Annotated in this window: 13 protein-coding genes, 1 tRNA gene and 1 pseudogene; 8 read left to right on the plus strand and 7 right to left on the minus strand. The window is 33.1% G+C overall.

What is annotated here, in order from left to right; all coding sequences use genetic code 11:
• Positions 1-138 (plus strand): annotated as a pseudogene (locus BW946_RS21180) (IS256 family transposase); the annotation flags it as partial.
• A 218-nt stretch (positions 139-356) separates the two neighbouring features.
• Here BW946_RS21180 and BW946_RS09985 read toward each other — a convergent pair.
• Positions 357-2,030 carry a glutamine--tRNA ligase/YqeY domain fusion protein gene (locus BW946_RS09985; protein ID WP_076596044.1) on the minus strand — a complete coding sequence of 558 codons (1,674 nt, stop codon included), beginning with the start codon at positions 2,028-2,030 and terminating at the stop codon, positions 357-359.
• 153 nt (positions 2,031-2,183) lie between these two features.
• Between BW946_RS09985 and BW946_RS09990 the strand changes: the two genes are divergently transcribed.
• Complete coding sequence (locus BW946_RS09990) at positions 2,184-3,314, plus strand: alpha/beta hydrolase (protein ID WP_076596045.1); 1,131 nt, start codon at positions 2,184-2,186, stop codon at positions 3,312-3,314.
• Positions 3,315-3,909: 595 nt separating this feature from the next.
• On the opposite strand, the gene BW946_RS09995 is transcribed toward BW946_RS09990, so the two are convergent.
• Together BW946_RS09995 and fbp are read right to left on the minus strand one after the other, a co-directional pair.
• Positions 3,910-4,926 (minus strand): o-succinylbenzoate synthase, encoded by a 1,017-nt coding sequence (locus BW946_RS09995; RefSeq protein WP_076596046.1) that lies wholly within the window; start codon positions 4,924-4,926, stop codon positions 3,910-3,912.
• The gene (fbp, locus tag BW946_RS10000; protein ID WP_076596047.1) at positions 4,927-5,943 is read right to left on the minus strand and encodes a class 1 fructose-bisphosphatase; all 1,017 of its coding nucleotides are present in this window, start codon (positions 5,941-5,943) and stop codon (positions 4,927-4,929) included. It lies immediately after the preceding gene.
• A gap of 324 nt (positions 5,944-6,267) precedes the next feature.
• Here fbp and BW946_RS10005 point away from each other — a divergent pair, with 324 nt between their 5' ends.
• The 3 genes from BW946_RS10005 (at position 6,268) to BW946_RS10015 (ending at position 9,552) form a co-directional block, all read left to right on the plus strand.
• Positions 6,268-7,506 carry an aspartate kinase gene (locus BW946_RS10005; RefSeq protein ID WP_076596048.1) on the plus strand — a complete coding sequence of 413 codons (1,239 nt, stop codon included), beginning with the start codon at positions 6,268-6,270 and terminating at the stop codon, positions 7,504-7,506.
• Positions 7,507-7,528: 22 nt separating this feature from the next.
• The gene (locus tag BW946_RS10010; RefSeq protein WP_076596049.1) at positions 7,529-9,370 is read left to right on the plus strand and encodes a lysophospholipid acyltransferase family protein; all 1,842 of its coding nucleotides are present in this window, start codon (positions 7,529-7,531) and stop codon (positions 9,368-9,370) included.
• 109 nt (positions 9,371-9,479) lie between these two features.
• A tRNA-Phe gene (locus BW946_RS10015) sits at positions 9,480-9,552 on the plus strand.
• A gap of 71 nt (positions 9,553-9,623) precedes the next feature.
• On the opposite strand, the gene BW946_RS10020 is transcribed toward BW946_RS10015, so the two are convergent.
• Genes BW946_RS10020 through BW946_RS21400 form a run of 4 tightly spaced genes read right to left on the minus strand, consistent with a single transcriptional unit; the run spans position 9,624 to position 14,992 of the window.
• Positions 9,624-10,466 carry a thiopeptide-type bacteriocin biosynthesis protein gene (locus BW946_RS10020; protein WP_228402525.1) on the minus strand — a complete coding sequence of 281 codons (843 nt, stop codon included), beginning with the start codon at positions 10,464-10,466 and terminating at the stop codon, positions 9,624-9,626.
• A gap of 5 nt (positions 10,467-10,471) precedes the next feature.
• Positions 10,472-12,646, minus strand: a complete 2,175-nt coding sequence (locus BW946_RS10025) for a lantibiotic dehydratase family protein (RefSeq protein ID WP_076596051.1) — start codon at positions 12,644-12,646, stop codon at positions 10,472-10,474.
• A complete protein-coding gene (locus tag BW946_RS10030) occupies positions 12,647-14,821 on the minus strand; it encodes a prolyl oligopeptidase family serine peptidase (RefSeq protein ID WP_076596052.1) in 2,175 nt (724 codons plus the stop codon).
• 3 nt (positions 14,822-14,824) lie between these two features.
• Entirely contained in the window at positions 14,825-14,992 is a 168-nt protein-coding gene (locus tag BW946_RS21400) for a hypothetical protein (RefSeq protein WP_165790577.1), read from the minus strand.
• A gap of 201 nt (positions 14,993-15,193) precedes the next feature.
• Between BW946_RS21400 and BW946_RS10035 the strand changes: the two genes are divergently transcribed.
• From BW946_RS10035 to BW946_RS10045, 3 genes are all read left to right on the plus strand, one after another.
• Positions 15,194-16,921: a helix-turn-helix domain-containing protein gene (locus BW946_RS10035; RefSeq protein ID WP_083688845.1), complete on the plus strand. Its 1,728-nt coding sequence runs from the start codon at positions 15,194-15,196 to the stop codon at positions 16,919-16,921.
• A gap of 240 nt (positions 16,922-17,161) precedes the next feature.
• Entirely contained in the window at positions 17,162-17,329 is a 168-nt protein-coding gene (locus BW946_RS21405) for a hypothetical protein (protein ID WP_170872071.1), read from the plus strand.
• 593 nt (positions 17,330-17,922) lie between these two features.
• Positions 17,923-18,465: a hypothetical protein gene (locus tag BW946_RS10045; RefSeq protein ID WP_139325993.1), complete on the plus strand. Its 543-nt coding sequence runs from the start codon at positions 17,923-17,925 to the stop codon at positions 18,463-18,465.
• Position 18,466 lies beyond the last annotated feature (1 nt).

Raw genomic sequence — 18,466 nt, forward strand, 5'->3', positions numbered from 1 at the left:
CCTACAGATGATGCCGTCATGAAATCAGTGTATCTCGCTTTAAAAGAAGCTACTAAAAAATGGACAATGCCAATTCAAAATTGGGGTATTGTTCTCAACCAATTTATGCTTATTTTTGAAGAAAGGCTCAGATTATAAAATCCAAGCCCTGACTTTTTAACTTACACACTTTGTGGGATAGTGTCCTTTAATCAAAAATCAATCACATGGATTTTATAAATTAAATATCCAAACCCCACCTATCAGGACAAGGATTTCCTGAAGTAGAATCTTAAATTTCAGATTTTGAACTATTAAATAATAAAAGCAAGACTTCATGTAAGTCCTGCTTTTGTTTTATGATCTGTTCCTGAAAATTATTCAGGTTTATAAGAATCTTTCAAAGTTACTGTTCGGTTAAATACCAATGTATCATCTGTAGAATCCTGATCTTTTGTAAAATATCCGATTCTCTGGAACTGTAATGGTTCTCCCACAGCAACGTCTTTCAAGCCTGGCTCAGCAAATCCTTTTACCGTTGTTACAGACTCAGGGTTGATGAAGTTTAAGAAATCTACATCTTTTTCCGCATCAGGCTGTTCCACTGTAAACAGTTGGTTGTAGATTCTTACTTCTACAGGAATAGCATGTTTTGCAGATACCCAGTGTAAAGTTCCTTTTACTTTTCTTAAACTTTCCTCTGTTCCGCTTCCCGATTTACTCTTCTCATCATAAGTAGCATAGATGGTTGTTATCTCACCATTTTCGTCCTTCTCTACTCTTTCAGCTTTGATGATATAGGCAGATTTCAAACGAACTTCTCCACCCAGTTTAAGTCTGAAGAATTTATTGTTAGCTTCTTCTTTGAAGTCTTCACGTTCAATATAGATTTCTCTTGAGAATGGTACTTCTCTTGTTCCTGCATTTTCCTGTTCAGGATTATTCTCAGTTTCCAACCATTCTTCTTTGTCTTCCGGATAGTTTTCGATCACCAATTTCACGGGATCTACAACTGCCATCACACGCTTGGCAACCTTATTCAGGTCTTCACGCACGCAGAAATCAAGCAACTGAATTTCGATAAGGTTTTCTCTTTTTGCTACTCCTACTTTCTCAATAAAGTTTCTGATAGAAGCAGGAGTAAATCCTTTTCTTCTCATCCCTGAAATGGTAGGCATTCTAGGATCATCCCATCCGGTTACAACCCCTTCAGCTACCAGTCTCTGAAGCTTTCTTTTGGAAGTAATCATATAGGAAACATTCATCCTTGCAAATTCTCTCTGCTTGTTTTTAACTCTTCCTTCTTCGTAAACCTGATCTAAATACCAGTTGTACAAAGGTCTGTGGTTTTCAAACTCCAAAGAACATAATGAATGCGAAATTTGTTCGATATAATCAGATTCACCATGAGCCCAGTCGTACATTGGATAAATTTTCCAGGCTGTACCTGTTCTGTGGTGAGGCTTATTCAAAATTCTGTACATCACAGGGTCACGCATATTCATATTGGGCGAAACCATGTCGATTTTTGCACGAAGAGACATTGAACCACTTTCAAATTCTCCGTTTTTCATCCTTTCGAATAAATCCAACGATTCCTCCACAGGACGGTTTCTGTATGGAGATTCAATTCCCGGTTCTGCGGGGTTCTTTCTTTGCTCAGTAATCACTTCAGACGGCTGCTCATCTACGTAAGCTTTTCCTTCTTTAATTAACTGAACTGCCCAATCGTAAAGCTGCTGGAAGTAATCGGATGCGTACAAAACTTTATCCCATTTGAAACCTAACCATTCAACGTCTTTCATGATAGAATCTACGAATTCCTGTTCTTCTTTTTCAGGATTCGTATCGTCAAAACGAAGGTTTACGGGAGCATTGTATTTTTCACCAAGACCGAAGTTGATGCAGATAGCTTTTGTATGCCCTACATGCAGATATCCATTCGGTTCAGGTGGAAAACGGAAACGGATCTGATCTCTTTTCAGACCGTTTGCCAAATCATCTTCTATAATTTGCTCAATAAAATTGAGTGATTTTTTTTCTTCTTCCATTAAAGTAGCTTTTATTTTTTAGCAAAAAAAGTTTCACAAAGTTACGGAAAAATAAGCTTTTGTAAAAGTGATAATTTAAAAGCCTCATTGATTGTAATTCAATACTTTTCACTAACTTGGGAAAGCTAATACCATTTTAACCCATTACCCCTTATGGCCGTTTATATCTTAAGCAACCGGAAAATTATCCGGCATAAAGGCGAAAAAGCAGACTCTTTTTCCAATGAAGAATACTCAATTCCTAATTTCAGAATCGCTAAATGTGATTTTGACAATTATAAAGAACCAAGCGCTCAGGCCAAAAAGAAGAAAGATTACACCAACAGAAATATTTTAAATTACCAACTTTTTTCTGAACCCGAAAAACCTGGTTATGAGGAAGTTTTAGACGTTCTGTTGAGTGAAAAAGGAATTAAAAAATCCGCTCTTACAGCCAATAATCTTGGCGGAACCCAAAGGATGTTTTATGAACTGTACAAAAACATGTCTTCTACCAAAGACAGAAGTGATGTAATGATATTCATCCATGGTTATTTGTATGATTTTGATGATGAATTAAAGGCTATCCTTGATCTTAAGAAAATATTCATTGATAATCCCGCGTCTCCTGTAGAGCATATCTTATTTGTGAGCTGGCCGGCCTCCGGCAGTATCATCCCATTGAGCTATTTTGATGATAAGGCTTCCAGTATCAATTCCGGAACATCTCTGATGAGAATGTTTTATTTCTATACTCAATTTTTAAAAGATATTTTTTCCAACCGGAATCTTACTCCCTGCAATCAAAGAATACATTTAATGGCACACTCTATGGGAAACAGAGTGCTTCAAAGCATGTTATACAGCCTTAAAAGGGAAAATATCCTTCGTGTCATTGACCAGGTTGTACTGCTGAATGCTGATGTGAGCTATAAAGTATTTGAAGATTCAGAGGACTCATTTAATAAACTTCCTTTATTGGCCAACAGGATTTCTATTTACTTGAACAGACAGGATATTATTCTGGGGGCTTCTCAGTTTACAAAAAACATTCTCACCCCAAGACTTGGCAAAAACGGTCCCAGCGGAATTGATCAGTATAAAGATATTGTGTCTGTTATTGATTGTACCTTCGTAAAAGATGATCTTCTGGACAGCTTTAAATATGAAGTGGGAAACCATTGGGGATATCTTTCAAGCTCGCAGGTACAAAATGATATCTTCCAGAATTTATACGGAATTGACAGAAATCTTATCACCAGCAGAACAAAAGATAACGAAAATATTTTCACAATTATTTCTTAACAAATAATTAGAAGAATTCTTAAAAATAAACCCTATGTTAAAATCAGCTCTCAATTACAGTATGGCACAGAGATTGCTAATTCATACATTAGGGAAATATAATTTTTTATTATGGGACAGATTAAAAAAAGGGTTTCTTTTATATTAAATTATTTAAAGAAAGCCATCTTTGTAAAAGATGTGATTTAATTGAGTAAGAACCTTTAAATCAAAAAAATATCCGAACCACAACTACCAGGTCTCCCCTACAGACCGGATAAAAAAAATTTATATATTCTGAACAGGAAGGGATTGCCATGCTAAAAGAATGCAACCAACCAAACTCATATTCAAAACTATTCAAACATTTCAGAGGAATTGTTAAATGTTACTAAATAATTCTCCACATATTGTATAATTAAAAAAAGTTATCGACATTTACTTAACAATCAAATAAAATTATTATCACGAAAAAAGAGGGAGAATTAAAAACCATCAAAGGAGGAAGACCGCCTCTTGGGTGTAACAGCTGGAATCCGTCTGTAATGTGCTGCAGATCATGGCAGCCGGATTATTGTGGGCAGACGACCTGTCCAGATTCACCTGCACCGTTATGTTAATTACTTTTGTTATATTTGAACCATAGCAGCTCATTTCTGAGCTCCAGATCAGATTCAAAATTATTGACAAATAAAGCTCCAGTGCCTAAACCTTGAGGCATTGGATTTTTTTTGGTAAATGTATACTGAGCAATGGCATTCAAGCCGATATTACTCTCCAGAGCTGAGGTAATCCACCAGCCTGTATTCTGATTTTCAGCCAGGGAAATCCACTCATCAGATCCTGAAAAGCCTCCTACCAGGGCAGGTTTTAAAATAATATATTGAGGCTTAATTTTTTCTAAAAGCTGTCTCTTTTTTTCAGGATCAGTAATTCCGATCAGTTCTTCATCCAATGCAATCGGAATAGGCGTTTTTGTACATAACTCTGCCATATCATCCCAATTTCCGGCTTTGACAGGCTGCTCAATGGAGTGGATATGAAGATCGGCAAGCTGATGTAAAATAATTAACGCTTCCTCTTTACTGAATCCTCCGTTAGCATCCACACGAAGTTCCAGCTGATCTTTGGAGAACTTTTCTCTTAGTTTCTGAAGAATAACATGCTCAGATTTCCAATCAACACCAATTTTTAATTTAATGCAATGAAATCCTTTATCCAGCTTCTCCTGAATCTGTTCTTCCATAAATCCCGCATCGCCCATCCATATCAGGCCGTTAATGGTAATGGCAGATTTTCCTTCGGTAAATTCACTTGGAAAATAAAGACTGCCACCATATTTCAAATTCTGAATGGCCTGCTCATAACCAAACCAGATCGAAGGAAACTCTTTCAGTTCCTTCTTCAAAAAAACACTGTCCTGATTGATATTTTCACAAAGCCATTTCAGTTTTTCTTCATAATCAGGCCTGTCATCAAAACTCAGTCCTCTGAAAACAGCACATTCCCCTACTCCTTTTCTTCCTTCTTCGGAAATAGTCAGAATAAAGGTCTCTTTATCAAGCAAAACGCCTCGAGATGTTCCACTCGGGCGTTTAAATTGTAATAAATATTGTAAATACGTTGCTTCCATTTACTTCACGCTGTCAATACGCATAAATTCTTCAGCTTTTTCTACCATTTCAATACTTCCACAGAAGAAAGGAATTCTCTGGTGAAGTTCTGTAGGTTCTACTTCAAGAATTCTTCTGAATCCGTCTGTTGCTTTTCCTCCTGCCTGCTCTGCAAGGAATGCCATTGGATTACATTCGTATAAAAGTCTTAATTTACCATTGGGAGCCTGTGAATAAGATGGATAAATATAAATTCCTCCTTTCAGCATATTTCTGTGGAAGTCTGCAACCAAAGAACCAATATATCTTGAAGTATAAGGACGGTCACCTTCTTCCATCTGGCAGTATTTAAGATAATTTTTTACTCCCTGCGGAAATTTGATATAGTTTCCTTCATTGATAGAATAGATTTTACCTGTTTTTGGGAAAGTCATGTTAGGATGAGAAAGATAATACGTTCCTAAAGATGGATCTAATGTAAATCCGTTTACTCCGTTACCAGTTGTGTAAACAATCATGGTAGATGAACCGTAAATAACATATCCCGCAGCAATCTGATTGACACCTTTTTGTAAAAAGTCTTCAAGCTGCACAGGCGTTCCCGGTTCTGTAACTCTTCTGTAGATGGAGAAAATAGTTCCTACGGAAACATTGACATCAATATTGGAAGATCCATCCAAAGGATCAATTAATACCACATATTTGCTTAAATGTCCGTTTTCACCACATTTAATATCAATAAAATCATCATTTTCCTCAGAAGCAATACCACAAACAACCTCTCTCTGAGATAAAGCCGTAATAAAAATTTCATTAGCGATCACATCCAATTTCTGCTGCTCTTCCCCTTGAACGTTCTGGTTTCCTGCAGCTCCTGTTATATCTACAATTCCGGCTTTATTTACTTCTCTGTTTACCACTTTCGAAGCCAATCTTATTGCACTTAGAAGACGAGAAAATTCACCTGTAGAATACTGAAAATCGTCCTGTTTATCTATAAGAAATTCTCCTAAAGTCTGTAATGGTTGATTTGACATATTTTTCTTTTTACGTTTTGCCCAAATTTCGGAAAATTTATCGCATTAAGAAAATTTAATTAAAAAAGAGATTAACTACTGTATTTCAGGGAGATACAAGCAAAACACAACGTAATATCAGGGTTTTATTGAAAATATGACCTCCAAATTTGCTGCTTAATGTCTGTAAAAAATTCAGATTATTTCATGAATTGTTGATTTTAAGGAAATCTTAATTCTATCTCCGCACATGGCTATTTCATATCTCGTTGTAAATTTATAATTTTGACGTCCGTAAAAAACTCATGTAATTTTTTATCTAACAATTTTATTTTTAACAATTTAATGAAAATTTTCAAGTTTGGTGGAGCATCAGTAAAAGATGCCGACAGTGTAAAAAACGTGTCCATGGTTCTAAAAAGCCAGGGATTTGCCAAATGCTTGCTGGTAATTTCAGCAATGGGTAAAACGACCAATGAGTTGGAAAAAGTTGTAGAACTTTATTTCAAAAAAGATAACTATCAAACTGAGATTGAAAAGATAAAACGAAAACACATTGAGATTGCGGAAGGACTTTTTCCTGAAAATCATGCTGTTTTTACTGAAATCAAAGTCTTTTTTGATGATATTGATTCTTTTTTAAGAAGAAATAAATCGCCAAACTACAACTTCGTATACGATCAGGTGGTAAGCTGCGGCGAAATGATCTCAACAAAAATAGTGAGTGAATACCTGAATGAAATTCAGTTTACAAATCAATGGCTGGATGCCAGAGATTATATAAAAACCGATAATTCTTACAGAGAAGGTACGGTAGACTGGAAAAAAACGGAAGAATTTATTTCTCATCTTAATCCTGAAATATGCTATGTAACTCAGGGATTTATTGGTTCAGACGACAACAATTTTACGGTAACCTTAGGAAGAGAAGGTTCTGACTACTCTGCTGCTATTTTTGCTTACTGCTTAAATGCTGAAGCAATGACAATCTGGAAAGATGTACCGGGAGTAATGACCGGAGATCCGAGAAAGTTTAGTGATGTAACTCTTCTTTCCAATATTTCTTATGAGGAAGCTATTGAAATGGCTTACTATGGTGCAAGTGTTATTCACCCGAAAACCCTGCAGCCACTACAGCAAAAAAACATTCCTTTTTATGTAAAATCTTTCGTAGATCCTACCAAAGAAGGAACAAAAGTAGGTGCTTCCGACAAAAATCAACAGGAAGAATCTTATATTCTAAAAGAAAACCAGGATCTTTTGAAAATCTCTACCAGAGACTTCTCTTTTATTGCAGAAGATCATATGAGCCTGATTTTCGGATATTTATCCAAATATAAGATCAGAGTTTCCCTGATGCAGAATTCTGCGATCTCTCTGGCACTGTGCCTTGAGGATAAATTTAATCATATTGATGAGCTTAACGACGAGCTTCAAAAAATTTTTAAAACCGAAGCAATTAAAAATGTATCTTTATTCACAGTAAGAAATGCGAAGAAGGATCACATTGATAAATTTTACCATGAAAAAAATGTATTATTGGAACAAATCTCCAAGAATACGCTTCAAATGGTAACACAATAATATTAATTGCGACTAAACACACATGAGTTTAATTTCGAAAAACGATCTGATCAAAGCTTCCGGCTTAAATAAAATTGGGTTTCTCAAGAACCCGGTAGCATCTGCTGTGATGAGCATTGCTAAAATAAACGAAGTAAATAAATTATACGACAAACTAAAAGACAAGGAAGGCAAAGACTTTTTCGACTCATTTGTGAGAGAAAGAAACCTAAGCTATGTAGCTTTTGAAGAAGATCTGGCAAAGATTCCGAAAACGGGGCCATTTATTCTGGTTTCCAATCATCCGCTGGGTGCTATTGACGGAATCCTGATGTGCAAGGTTCTCACAGAGGTTCGTCCGGATTTCAAGGTAATGGGTAATTTCCTTTTGGAGAAGATCAAACCGATGGAACCTTATGTGATCGCTGTAAATCCTTTTGAAAACAGAAAAGAAGCTTACAGCAGTTCTTCGGGAATGCGTGAAACACTCAAGCATTTGCAAAACGGAGGCTGTGTAGGTATTTTCCCGGCAGGAGAAGTTTCCAACAAGAATAATCCTTACGGAGAAATTTTAGATAAGGAATGGGAAAAAACGGCACTTAAGCTGATCAGAATGGCTAAAGTGCCGGTAGTTCCTATGTATTTCCATGCCAAGAACAGCAGACTTTTTTATCAGGTGGCTAAGCTTCACCCGAATTTACAGACACTGATGCTTCCTGCGGAAATGATGAATGACAGGGAAAAACCTATCAGAATCAGGATCGGGCGTCCTATTACTGTGAAGGCAATGGATGATATGGAAACAATTGAGGAATTGGGAGAGTTTCTGAAACGTAAGGTTTATATGATGAAATCTTATTATGAAAAAAGAAAATCTCTTGCTCAAAGTATCAATCTTCAGAATTTATCTGTAAAATTTCCTTTATTGAAGGAAGAAAATATTGTTCAGAATATCATTGATGAAACGCCTCTCGAAGATATCATTAAAGATGTCGACAAATTAAGAGGAACTGATAAAATGCTTTTCAGTAATGGGAATTATGAGATCTATTTCACGACTTACGAGGAAATTCCATCTATTATGAGGGAAATCGGACGCCAGAGAGAGCTTACGTTCCGTGCGGTAGGTGAAGGAAGTAATCTTCCGTTTGACCTTGATGAGTATGACAAGCATTACCACCACCTTTTCCTATGGGATAACGGTGAGAAAAAACTGGCTGGTGCTTACAGAATGGCATTGGGTAGAGAAGTGATGAAAAAATATGGTGTCAAAGGCTTTTATACAAGCTCTTTGTTTGAGTTTGAGCAGGACATCCACCCTTTCTTTAAAAAGGTGATTGAAATGGGACGTGCCTACATCTGCCAGGAATATCAGCAGAAACCGCTTCCACTCTTCCTTTTATGGAGAGGGATTGTGCATGTATGTCTGAGAAATTCTGATCATAAATTTCTTATGGGTGGTGTAAGTATCTCTAATAAGTTCTCTGAGTTCTCAAAATCGCTGATGATTGAGTTTATGCGTTCTAATTATTTTGATTCTGCAGTAGCTCAATATATCACTCCGAGAAACGAATACAAGGTAAAGCTTCGCGACAGGGATAAAAACATTTTCTTTGAGGAAATGGAATCTGACCTGAATAAGCTGGACAAGATTATTGATGATCTTGAACCTGAATTGAGACTTCCTGTTCTGATCAAAAAATACATTAAACAAAATGCCAAAGTAATTGCTTTTAACGTTGATCCTAACTTCAATGATGCGATTGACGGATTGATGTATATCAGAATCAGTGATCTTCCGGAAAACACGATCAAACCGGTATTGGAAGAGATGAGTGAGCAGATCAGAAAAGAACAGGAAAATAATCCGGCTGATAATCAGTAGGTTTTTAACTTTACGCAAAAAAAGTATGATGAATACTTGCTTTGTATACTAAAACTTACTACTTTTGCATCACTTTAAAACAACGAAGTAAGTCAAACAAAAATATAATGGTTTCTTAGCTCAGTTGGTAGAGCAATGGATTGAAAATCCATGTGTCCCTGGTTCGATTCCTGGAGAAACCACTTTAAAACCTCTGATTAGTCAGAGGTTTTTTTGTATTTTTGCGTATACCAGGGATCAGGAATGATATGGATTATGGGATATATAATTTCATTTTGTAATACCTTAATAGATAATCATAAATAACCATCTCAAACAAACGCTGATTAGAAACAAACAACCGGTTGATATTCATGTGAAAAATACTACTGAAAAAGCTTTGCAATGATATTCCTAAAGATTGATTTTTATGGTGGTCAATAATATTCCGCAACGCTAAATTACTCTCTTCAATATTAGACATAATCACATTCCGCTCTTCCAAAAAATCTACCGACCTAGTAAAATCTAAATATTTTGGTTTAAACTCCCGATATTTTTTATCCAATTGAGAATTTAATTTTTTATCAGCATTAAATTCCTGTTTAAAAGCTGTATTAAAATCTTTGATCCAATCTAGTTTCTCCTGAACTGAAAGGTTTAGCTTATTCAACATTTCATCAATATAGAAAAGAGAAACAATAATTTTTTCTTCATCATCATAGTGCAGACATTGAAAAGTAAATTCACTGTTTTTGCAAAATAAGGTTTCAGCATCTTCAATGGTATTTTCCCCGTAACGTTCAATTTCTCTATTATAAGTATCAAATATAATGTTTGAAATTTCTCCACTTTCTACAGATTCATATAGGGCTTCATTTATTTTGTCAATAATCTTATTAGAGTTATCAATACTATTTAATTCAAACCTTATTCTTAAATGTGGTTTCGGATCATTATAACGGATAAAAAACCATTTTGAAATAAAATCATTTTCCTGAAAGTATTCTACCAAAGGCTGTGCTGCTTCCTCCAAAATAAGATCTGCTGTTTTCACCCCTGTATAGATTTTCAGATACAGCCATTCAGTTCCCGGAACAAATTTTCTTTTTATCACAACAGTTATTTATTTTTGTGCATGGGGAAAATGAATTCTCTTTTAAATTCATCATTTTCGTTATATAAAAATTCTTCTATAATGATTGACTTTTCACTTTTTACAGCCTGAATAAAAAGCTTTGCCATATCGTAATTCTCCAGATTGATGGTTAAAGTATTATCAAACTTTACCCATTGAATCCACACAGGAGTTTTTCTTTTGCTTCTCCAATTTCTTAGTTTCAGCAAGAAATCTTCTTTATCTGAATTTAATACATCCAAAGAAGAAATATCTTTTTCAGTAATTTTCCATCTGGCTTTTGAAAGAATAATATTATCATATTCTACTCTTGGCAGAAATGTATAAATATGCTCTAATCCACCCCAGCTGAAATAAAGCCCGGATCTGGTATTTTGAGAATACAGATCAGATAAAAAATGATAGACAGGAAGAGTATTTGTATAGTAATTGTGAGCGTTTGTTAAATAAGGAATGATCTTCTTGTTCAATTTCTTTGACCGTAAAACAATTTCATCATTTTTTAAGGAAATATACAAATCCTCAACTTGTATTTGATTTTCTGCAGGCAAAAGCGACTGGGCTAAATAAGGAATTTCATATTGCCTTAAAGTTGGTCTTCTGATTACATTTCCTATTCTTGCTTCTGGTAAATGGATAATTTCTGCCAAAATCACATCAGGATTCAGCTCTTGTTCTTTTTGAGTAATCTTTTTTGTGAGACTCTGAACTTGTGATTTTTCTGAAGAAAATCGCCCCAGAAGATCAGCTGCACTACTTCCGGTACTATTTTTTAATAATAATTTTTCCTGGCTGTTATCAGAAATTATCTCTGTCATTATGGAAATGGTATCCGGCAAATTGTCCCATTTCTCTTCAAAATCTTTGAAATCTTCATCAGATAATGTAATACTATATTGATTATCAGATAAAGCTTCCTGCACCTTTTCATTAAGGATCTGATGAACCGGAGTAAGCTCAATATTCTTGTTTTGATTTTTTTGTAAAACCGGAAAAATCAGATCTTCCAAATAAGGATGAATACCTTTTGAAGAAATATTTTGTTTGTAACCAATACCTATTTCATTGTCCAGAACATACAGCAATGGCAACTCCTGCGTTTCAAATCTTTCACTAAAGGCTCTTTTAAATTTTGAAAATTCATTTTCCCTTTGACTCAAGGTGATTTTATTCAAGATTCTTATTCCCTTTTTTAATTGTCTTTTCCATTCAAAGGGCAAATAAGATAATGCTTTATTATAAACATCAGTCTGGAAGAGATACTTTGGCTCATATTCTATTGCAAAGTATTTTATTAATTCTTCTATTTCAGCATACCTGGCGATTGGATTATTAATGTTCTGGTCTAATTCATTCAATTTATTTTTTATCGAAATTAAAATCTCAGCTTCTTTTTTTATTTCCCTTCTCTCTAAAATAGTAATGATAGTATCCAAAAAATCGTTTCCAGAAACATTAGGTTCCAATTCGCTTACCAATACCTGATTATTGATGAGTTCTTCTACAAATTCCAGGGCCTCGTCTTGTATGATTTTTTCATCAATCAAAATTTCCGCAATTTGCCGTATCGTTTTTCCTTCTTTTGAAAAATTTAATATCTGCTGTAATTCCTCAGAAAGTGGGGCCGAAGAAATAATATACTCCCTTTTTCCTTCGCTGTACTGGTATTCTATATAGCGGATCCTGCTTCCTACTTTATAAATACTGTTATTAGGAAAAAACAAAAGCTTGTTTCTTATTTCCGGTAGCTGCACAAAATGTTGAGCTAAAGAAACAAGAAAGTGCATATCCAATTTGGTATCTCTAATTTTTTCTGAAATTGGAATTGTCATCATGAGCTTGTCGAAGAATCCCAACCCAACCGATGAAAATAAGCCGAATGGAGTACATCGCGTACTTATTCGGCTATAATATTTTAACAGGGTTTGTTTTAGCTTTTGATTTTCTTTTTCTGAATTAATCCATTTAGCCAGCTCATCATGTAAATCTGGCGAGGCTAAATAAACAGCTTCCTGAAATAAGGGATTGATACAGATTTCCTTCAGTTCTGCATCTGTAATTTCATCTTTGCTACTTATTGTCTGTTGAAAGTTTTTGCGTGAAAATAAAGGAGTACGCACTACATATTCATCAAAAAATTGATATGGAAAACGTGACATTTATTTTTTTGTGTTTTCTTTTAGTTGGTAATCTGGATGTCCTAGTTGCCAGAATGCAAAAGCAAAAATATCCGAAAGATTTGAATGCCCATGGGCTACAGTTGTATCATTTCCATGACCTCCCTCATAATCTATTTGAAGTAATACAGGATTTTTTGAAGTATTATTCGACTGTAGTTTAGCAGCAAATTTTGCAGGCTCCCAAACCGGAACTCTAGGATCATTTATCCCTCCGGTTATTAATGTTGCAGGATATTTCACTCCTCTTTTGATATGGTAATAAGCATCCATTTCCAGTAAAGCCTTAAACTCTTTAGGATCTTTTAATGTTCCATATTCATCTACATTGCTACCAATAGTAAGCACATCCCTTAATGTATTGGTTGTTGGCACTTCCAGAATTACAGCTTTAAATAAATCAGGTCTTTCTGTCATGGCCCGTCCTACTGTAATTCCTCCTGCACTGGCGCCCCAAATGGCCACTTTATCTTTTGAGGTATACTTTTCATTAATTAAATATTCTGTACAATCAATTAAATCTCTCCAGGTATTGGGTTTTGTTTCTTTATACCCTCCTAAGCGCCATTTTTCTCCTTTTTCTCCTCCTCCTCGCACATGAGCAATAGCCATTACTCCTCCCTGATTTACCCATAATAAATAGGTTCGGGCAAAGAACGGGCTCTGAGAATATCCGTAAGCACCATATGAATCAATTAGAACCGGATTATTACTATCTAATATAATATTTTTATTGTATATGAGAGATAATGGTATTTCTTCACCGTCCCTTGCTTTTATAGTGATTTCCTTAACTAATATATCTTTAAACTCAGGATAATCTGTGATAGGAGACAAATTTTCAGGAGAAAAAGAATTTGTTTTTATATCATATTTAAAGCGCTGCTCTTCATTCGCCCAACCGGAACAACTTACCCAAATGTCTGAAAAATCTTTTCCTTTTGCTTGCAAACTGATGCTTCCTGAGGAGAAAGGTAGTTTGAGAGGAATACTTTTTCCCTCTTTATATAAGTATAATTTTGCTTCAACTCCGTTTTTTGTAGTTGTGTAATAAATACCATCTTTAGTGAATCTATATTGTCCTATCACCTCATCATTTCTTTCTGGAATAAGAATTTCAGGATTTTTATAATTTGGAGCTATTATATTAGTTTTACAAAGTGTGTAATTTTGAGCGTTATACTGAGATAAAAAATACAAATCATTATCTACCAGCTTTAAAGATCTAACTTTATCTTCTTTCGTATAAAGAGTTTTCCACGTTTTTTTATTTTCTAATAAATCTTGTTTAGGAATTATAAATGTTTGTCTGTAATAATTATTATCAAGTAACATTCCTACGTAATATTTATCATTAGAATCTAAAATAATAGGGGATCTTTTTTCATCTATTTTTAGCTCAGGATTATTTTTAGCAGAAAAAATATCTGTCAATTCTTTTGGATTTGTCCCTATTTTGTATAAAATAGCTTGTGTGTGTTTATAGAAATCCTGAGATTTGGAATCTTTGATTGGAAAATACGTATAGAAAAATCCTGAATTATCATTCAACCACTTTATTCCTCCTACATTTGCGGGCATTGTATTAGTAATTACTTCAGTATGAATATATCTGTTTTTTACATCCATAATAATAACCTCTGCAAGCTCCTTCCCTTTTTCGGCCATTGCAATAGCTACCTTACTTCCAATTAAGTCAGGGCTAATGTGGTTAATTACAAACTCATGATTCTGTTCACTACTCTTATAATTAGCAGGATCATAAAGTAATTCCTCCTTTCCTAAAAACCCTTCCCGATAATAAAGCTTTGCTGCTTTTTCATTACCGTTTTTTTTTAAATAAAAATATTTATCATTATTAGTTATATTTAAATTTGACACAGAATACCCCTGTCTTTTATCAAACTCCAGCCTTTTATCTAAATAAAACTTTCTTTTAGGAATTTGACTAAGAATTAAATTAGTATAATCCGTTTGAGTCTTCATCCATTTCTTTGTTAAAGGACTCTCTAAATTTTCTAAATTTCTGTACTCATCTACGATTTTAGTTTCAAAATATTCATCTGTTGTAGAAACAGATGGAGCAGGATTGCTTTTTTGAGCATTTAAAGGAAGGATACAGAAAGTACTAATAATGATAAATATTAATTGTCTCATTTTTTATCTTCTTATTGATACAGGATTTTGAGGAATTAAAGTTCCTGGTTCATCATTAGCATTATCTAATTGATTATTTCCTCCGTTAATTGTTTTCATTTCACTAATTTTCATTATTTGCATTTTCTTTAATGATAATTTTTTTTCTGATTTAATTGTCTTTTTTTTCATCGATAATAATATTTAAAAATCAAACGCAAATAAAAGAATATTTTCCAAAGCTACAATAAAAATACAATATGGATTTATAAATCCATTATTTCAAAAATAATTTAAAACACTAATTATCAAAAATTTAAATACATTTATTTAAGATTTTTCATGGATTCCTAATTTAATGAATAAAATGTAAATTTGCAGTGTATTTACAAAATGATGAAGTATATATTTCCAATTATAATATTATTGTTTAATAATTTGGCAGGTGCTCAAAACGATAATATTGACAGTTTATCTGAATTCAAATATTCCCAACTGAAAAATAAATTTTATGATTATTATGATCATAATCAATTTCAGCACTCTGAACAAATAGCAAAATATTATCTCCAAAAAGCTAAAAAAGAAAAAAATACACTCGAAATAGCGGAAGGCTATAACCTTATACATTTTAATAAAGATTTTTCCGTCGCTTTAAAGTATGTTGATAGCATAGCTGCAATTACAAAAGATATAAAAGGAAACTTCTATCCTGCCAGAACTTTTTTGATAAAAGGAAATCTATATTACAAGAATGATAATTTAAAAGCAGCATTGGATAGCTATATTTTGGGGCTGAAATATGCAAAAGAGCAAAATGATAAAAGACAAATTGCCTATGCTGACATAAATATTGCTTACATTAACAGCTATATAGGCAAAAATGCAGAAGCGGCAAAAATATTCAGACATTATCTGTATAATAGAAATGACATAACTGATAATTATCAGCACAATCAAATGCGTATAGCACTTATAAGCTGCTATCTTGATATTAATAAATTGGATTCTGCAAATATTCTGATTCAGGAGGGTCAAATATCCGCCAGTATCAGTAAAAATAATTATGATATTAGTTTGTACTCTTTTTTATCAGCAAAATATGACCTAAAACAGAGAAAATATAAAACTGCCATTACAAAACTATCCAAAGTGTATGACGACATAGTAAGAATCAATCCAAACAATGCTAATAATGCACTTTATAATTTAGGAAAAGCTTATGATGGTTTAAAAAACAAAGAAAAAGTTGTAGAAACATACACTAAGTTAGATTCTAAAGTACAAAAGACTGATATTACTTTTCCTGAACTCCGGGAAGTATACACCTATCTTATAGACTATTACAAAGAAAAGAACGATAAAGAAAAACAATTGTATTATATTGATCGTTTTTTAAAAGTTGACAAAAAACTTGATGAGCAGTTTCAATATTTGTCTACAGAACTACCCAAGAAATATGACACTCCTAATCTTTTACAGGAAAAAGAAGAGATTATCAACGATCTAAAAAACAGGAAAATAATTTTATATGCTTCTATTGGTTTTTTATTATTAATTCTTTTATTGGTTCTTTATCTTTATTATAAAGCAAAAAAAACAGCAATAGAACACCGGAAAATTGCCCAGGAACTGATTCATAGTATTGAAAAAAGAAATTCTGAATCTACTACAGATATTAAAAAAGAAATTCCTGAGCTGCCTCAAATTTCTGAACATGCTGAAACAGAAAATACCATAACTAAGACTGCTCCTGAAGAGGTTATCCAATTCATTCTAAAGGAGTTAGAAACTTTTGAAAATAAGCAGCTTTTTCTAAAAAATGGCATTACATTAGCCAGCCTGGCAAAAAATATAAAAACCAATACATCTTATTTGTCTGAAACGATCAATAATCATAAAGGGAAGAATTTCACTTCTTATCTTAATGATCTGCGTATTGATTATGTTTTGGAGAGACTTGTAAAAGATAAAAAATTCAGATCTTATAAATTACCGGCTATTGCGGAAGAAATTGGTTATAATAATGTGCAGGCATTTGCAACTGCATTCAAGAAGAAAACCGGAACTACCCCATCAATTTATATTAAAGAAATCGAAACTCAACAACAATATAATTAACTGATTTTCAATAGATTTAATTTTAATAATTTATAAATTTATAATATGGATTTATAAATCCTGATACCTATTGTTTTTTTTCTGCTCAACTCTTGCCTAAGTTTATCTCAGGTAAAAACACAAATATTTTATTTTTTGTATGTGTACAGTACAAAATATAAATATAATCGCTGATCAGCAAAGCCCCATGTCAGGGATTGTATGACAAAAAAATAATTACTAAATTTAAAATTTATCAAAATGAAAAAATTAAATGTTTCGCAAATGGAAAATTTGAAAGGCGGAGAATTTCGATGGTCTTGTGCTTTAAATGCTGCAGCTATTGGAGCTAGTATTGCATCAGGGCAATGGTACTTAACAGCGGCGGCAGGGGCAATGTTCTTTCAAAATGAATGCCACAAAGATTAATTAGTTCTAATGCATGCTTTTATATCATGCCAATTTTTATTATAAATATAAAATTTTAGTTATTATGAATAAAATTATTAAAGAAACAAAATACAAAACATTCTCAAATTTTATTTTATTAATCGTAATTATCTATCTGATATTTAAGTACTTTTTCTTTGAGATGGAATTTCATTCTATTGAAAAACTAATAGGTTTAGTATTATTTTTTCTGGTAATTTTAATAGAAGTATTGACTAAAAGAAATGATAGTGATAAAATTTGAAAAATATAAAACTGATGCTGTGGCAGTAAGAAAGCTATGTAATTAAACTTAACTAGGAGGAATATCCTCCTAGTTTTAAGATTAGAGTAGGTTAAATTTATAGAAAATATTAAAATAAAACAAAAAACTTGTTAAAAAATAAAAGAAATTATTCTCAATAAAGCAACTTAACTTCTGTTTTCTTAATTTATAATTCTAAAAAATTAATATTTTATTTTTTACACAAATGAAAAACTTTATACTTTTCATAAGTATTATCTTATGTTATTTTCTGCTCTTCTATTTAGACAAAACTTACATTACTACTGAATCAAAAATATTTGATTTTTTGTCAAAAGATTATCCTAATGAATTGGTACAAAACTATATGGAGAGTCAGAAAAAATGGTGGTGGGTAAGCTATGTGGTAACTCCTTTACTTATTGGAATTAAAGTTTTATTAGTTGCTTTTTGTCTTAACTTTATTAAACTCTTTGATTTACCAGGATTAGAAAAAGTAAAATTTTCAAATATAATAACCCTTGTTTTAATAGCAGAATCTGTTTTTATCATCGCAGGCTTTTATAAGTTTGTTAATTTTTATTGGATTGATACGGATTATACGCTGGAAAATCTGCAAACTTATTATCCCATCTCTTTATTGAATATGAAAGAATATATTTCCACAGAAAAATGGCTGGCATACCCTTTACAATTAGTCAACCTGTTTGAACTTTTCTACTGGGGAATTCTTGCCTGGGGCATCTGGGAACTTTCAGACAATAAGATCAGTTTTCCTAAATCATTGGGCTTAACAACAATTACTTATGGAGTTGGGCTTCTGTTTTGGGTAGGTGTGGTTTCATTCTTCATACTCAACGCACAGTATTAAC

Source organism: Chryseobacterium sp. RU33C, assembly GCF_900156015.1.
Lineage (GTDB): Bacteria > Bacteroidota > Bacteroidia > Flavobacteriales > Weeksellaceae > Chryseobacterium > Chryseobacterium candidae.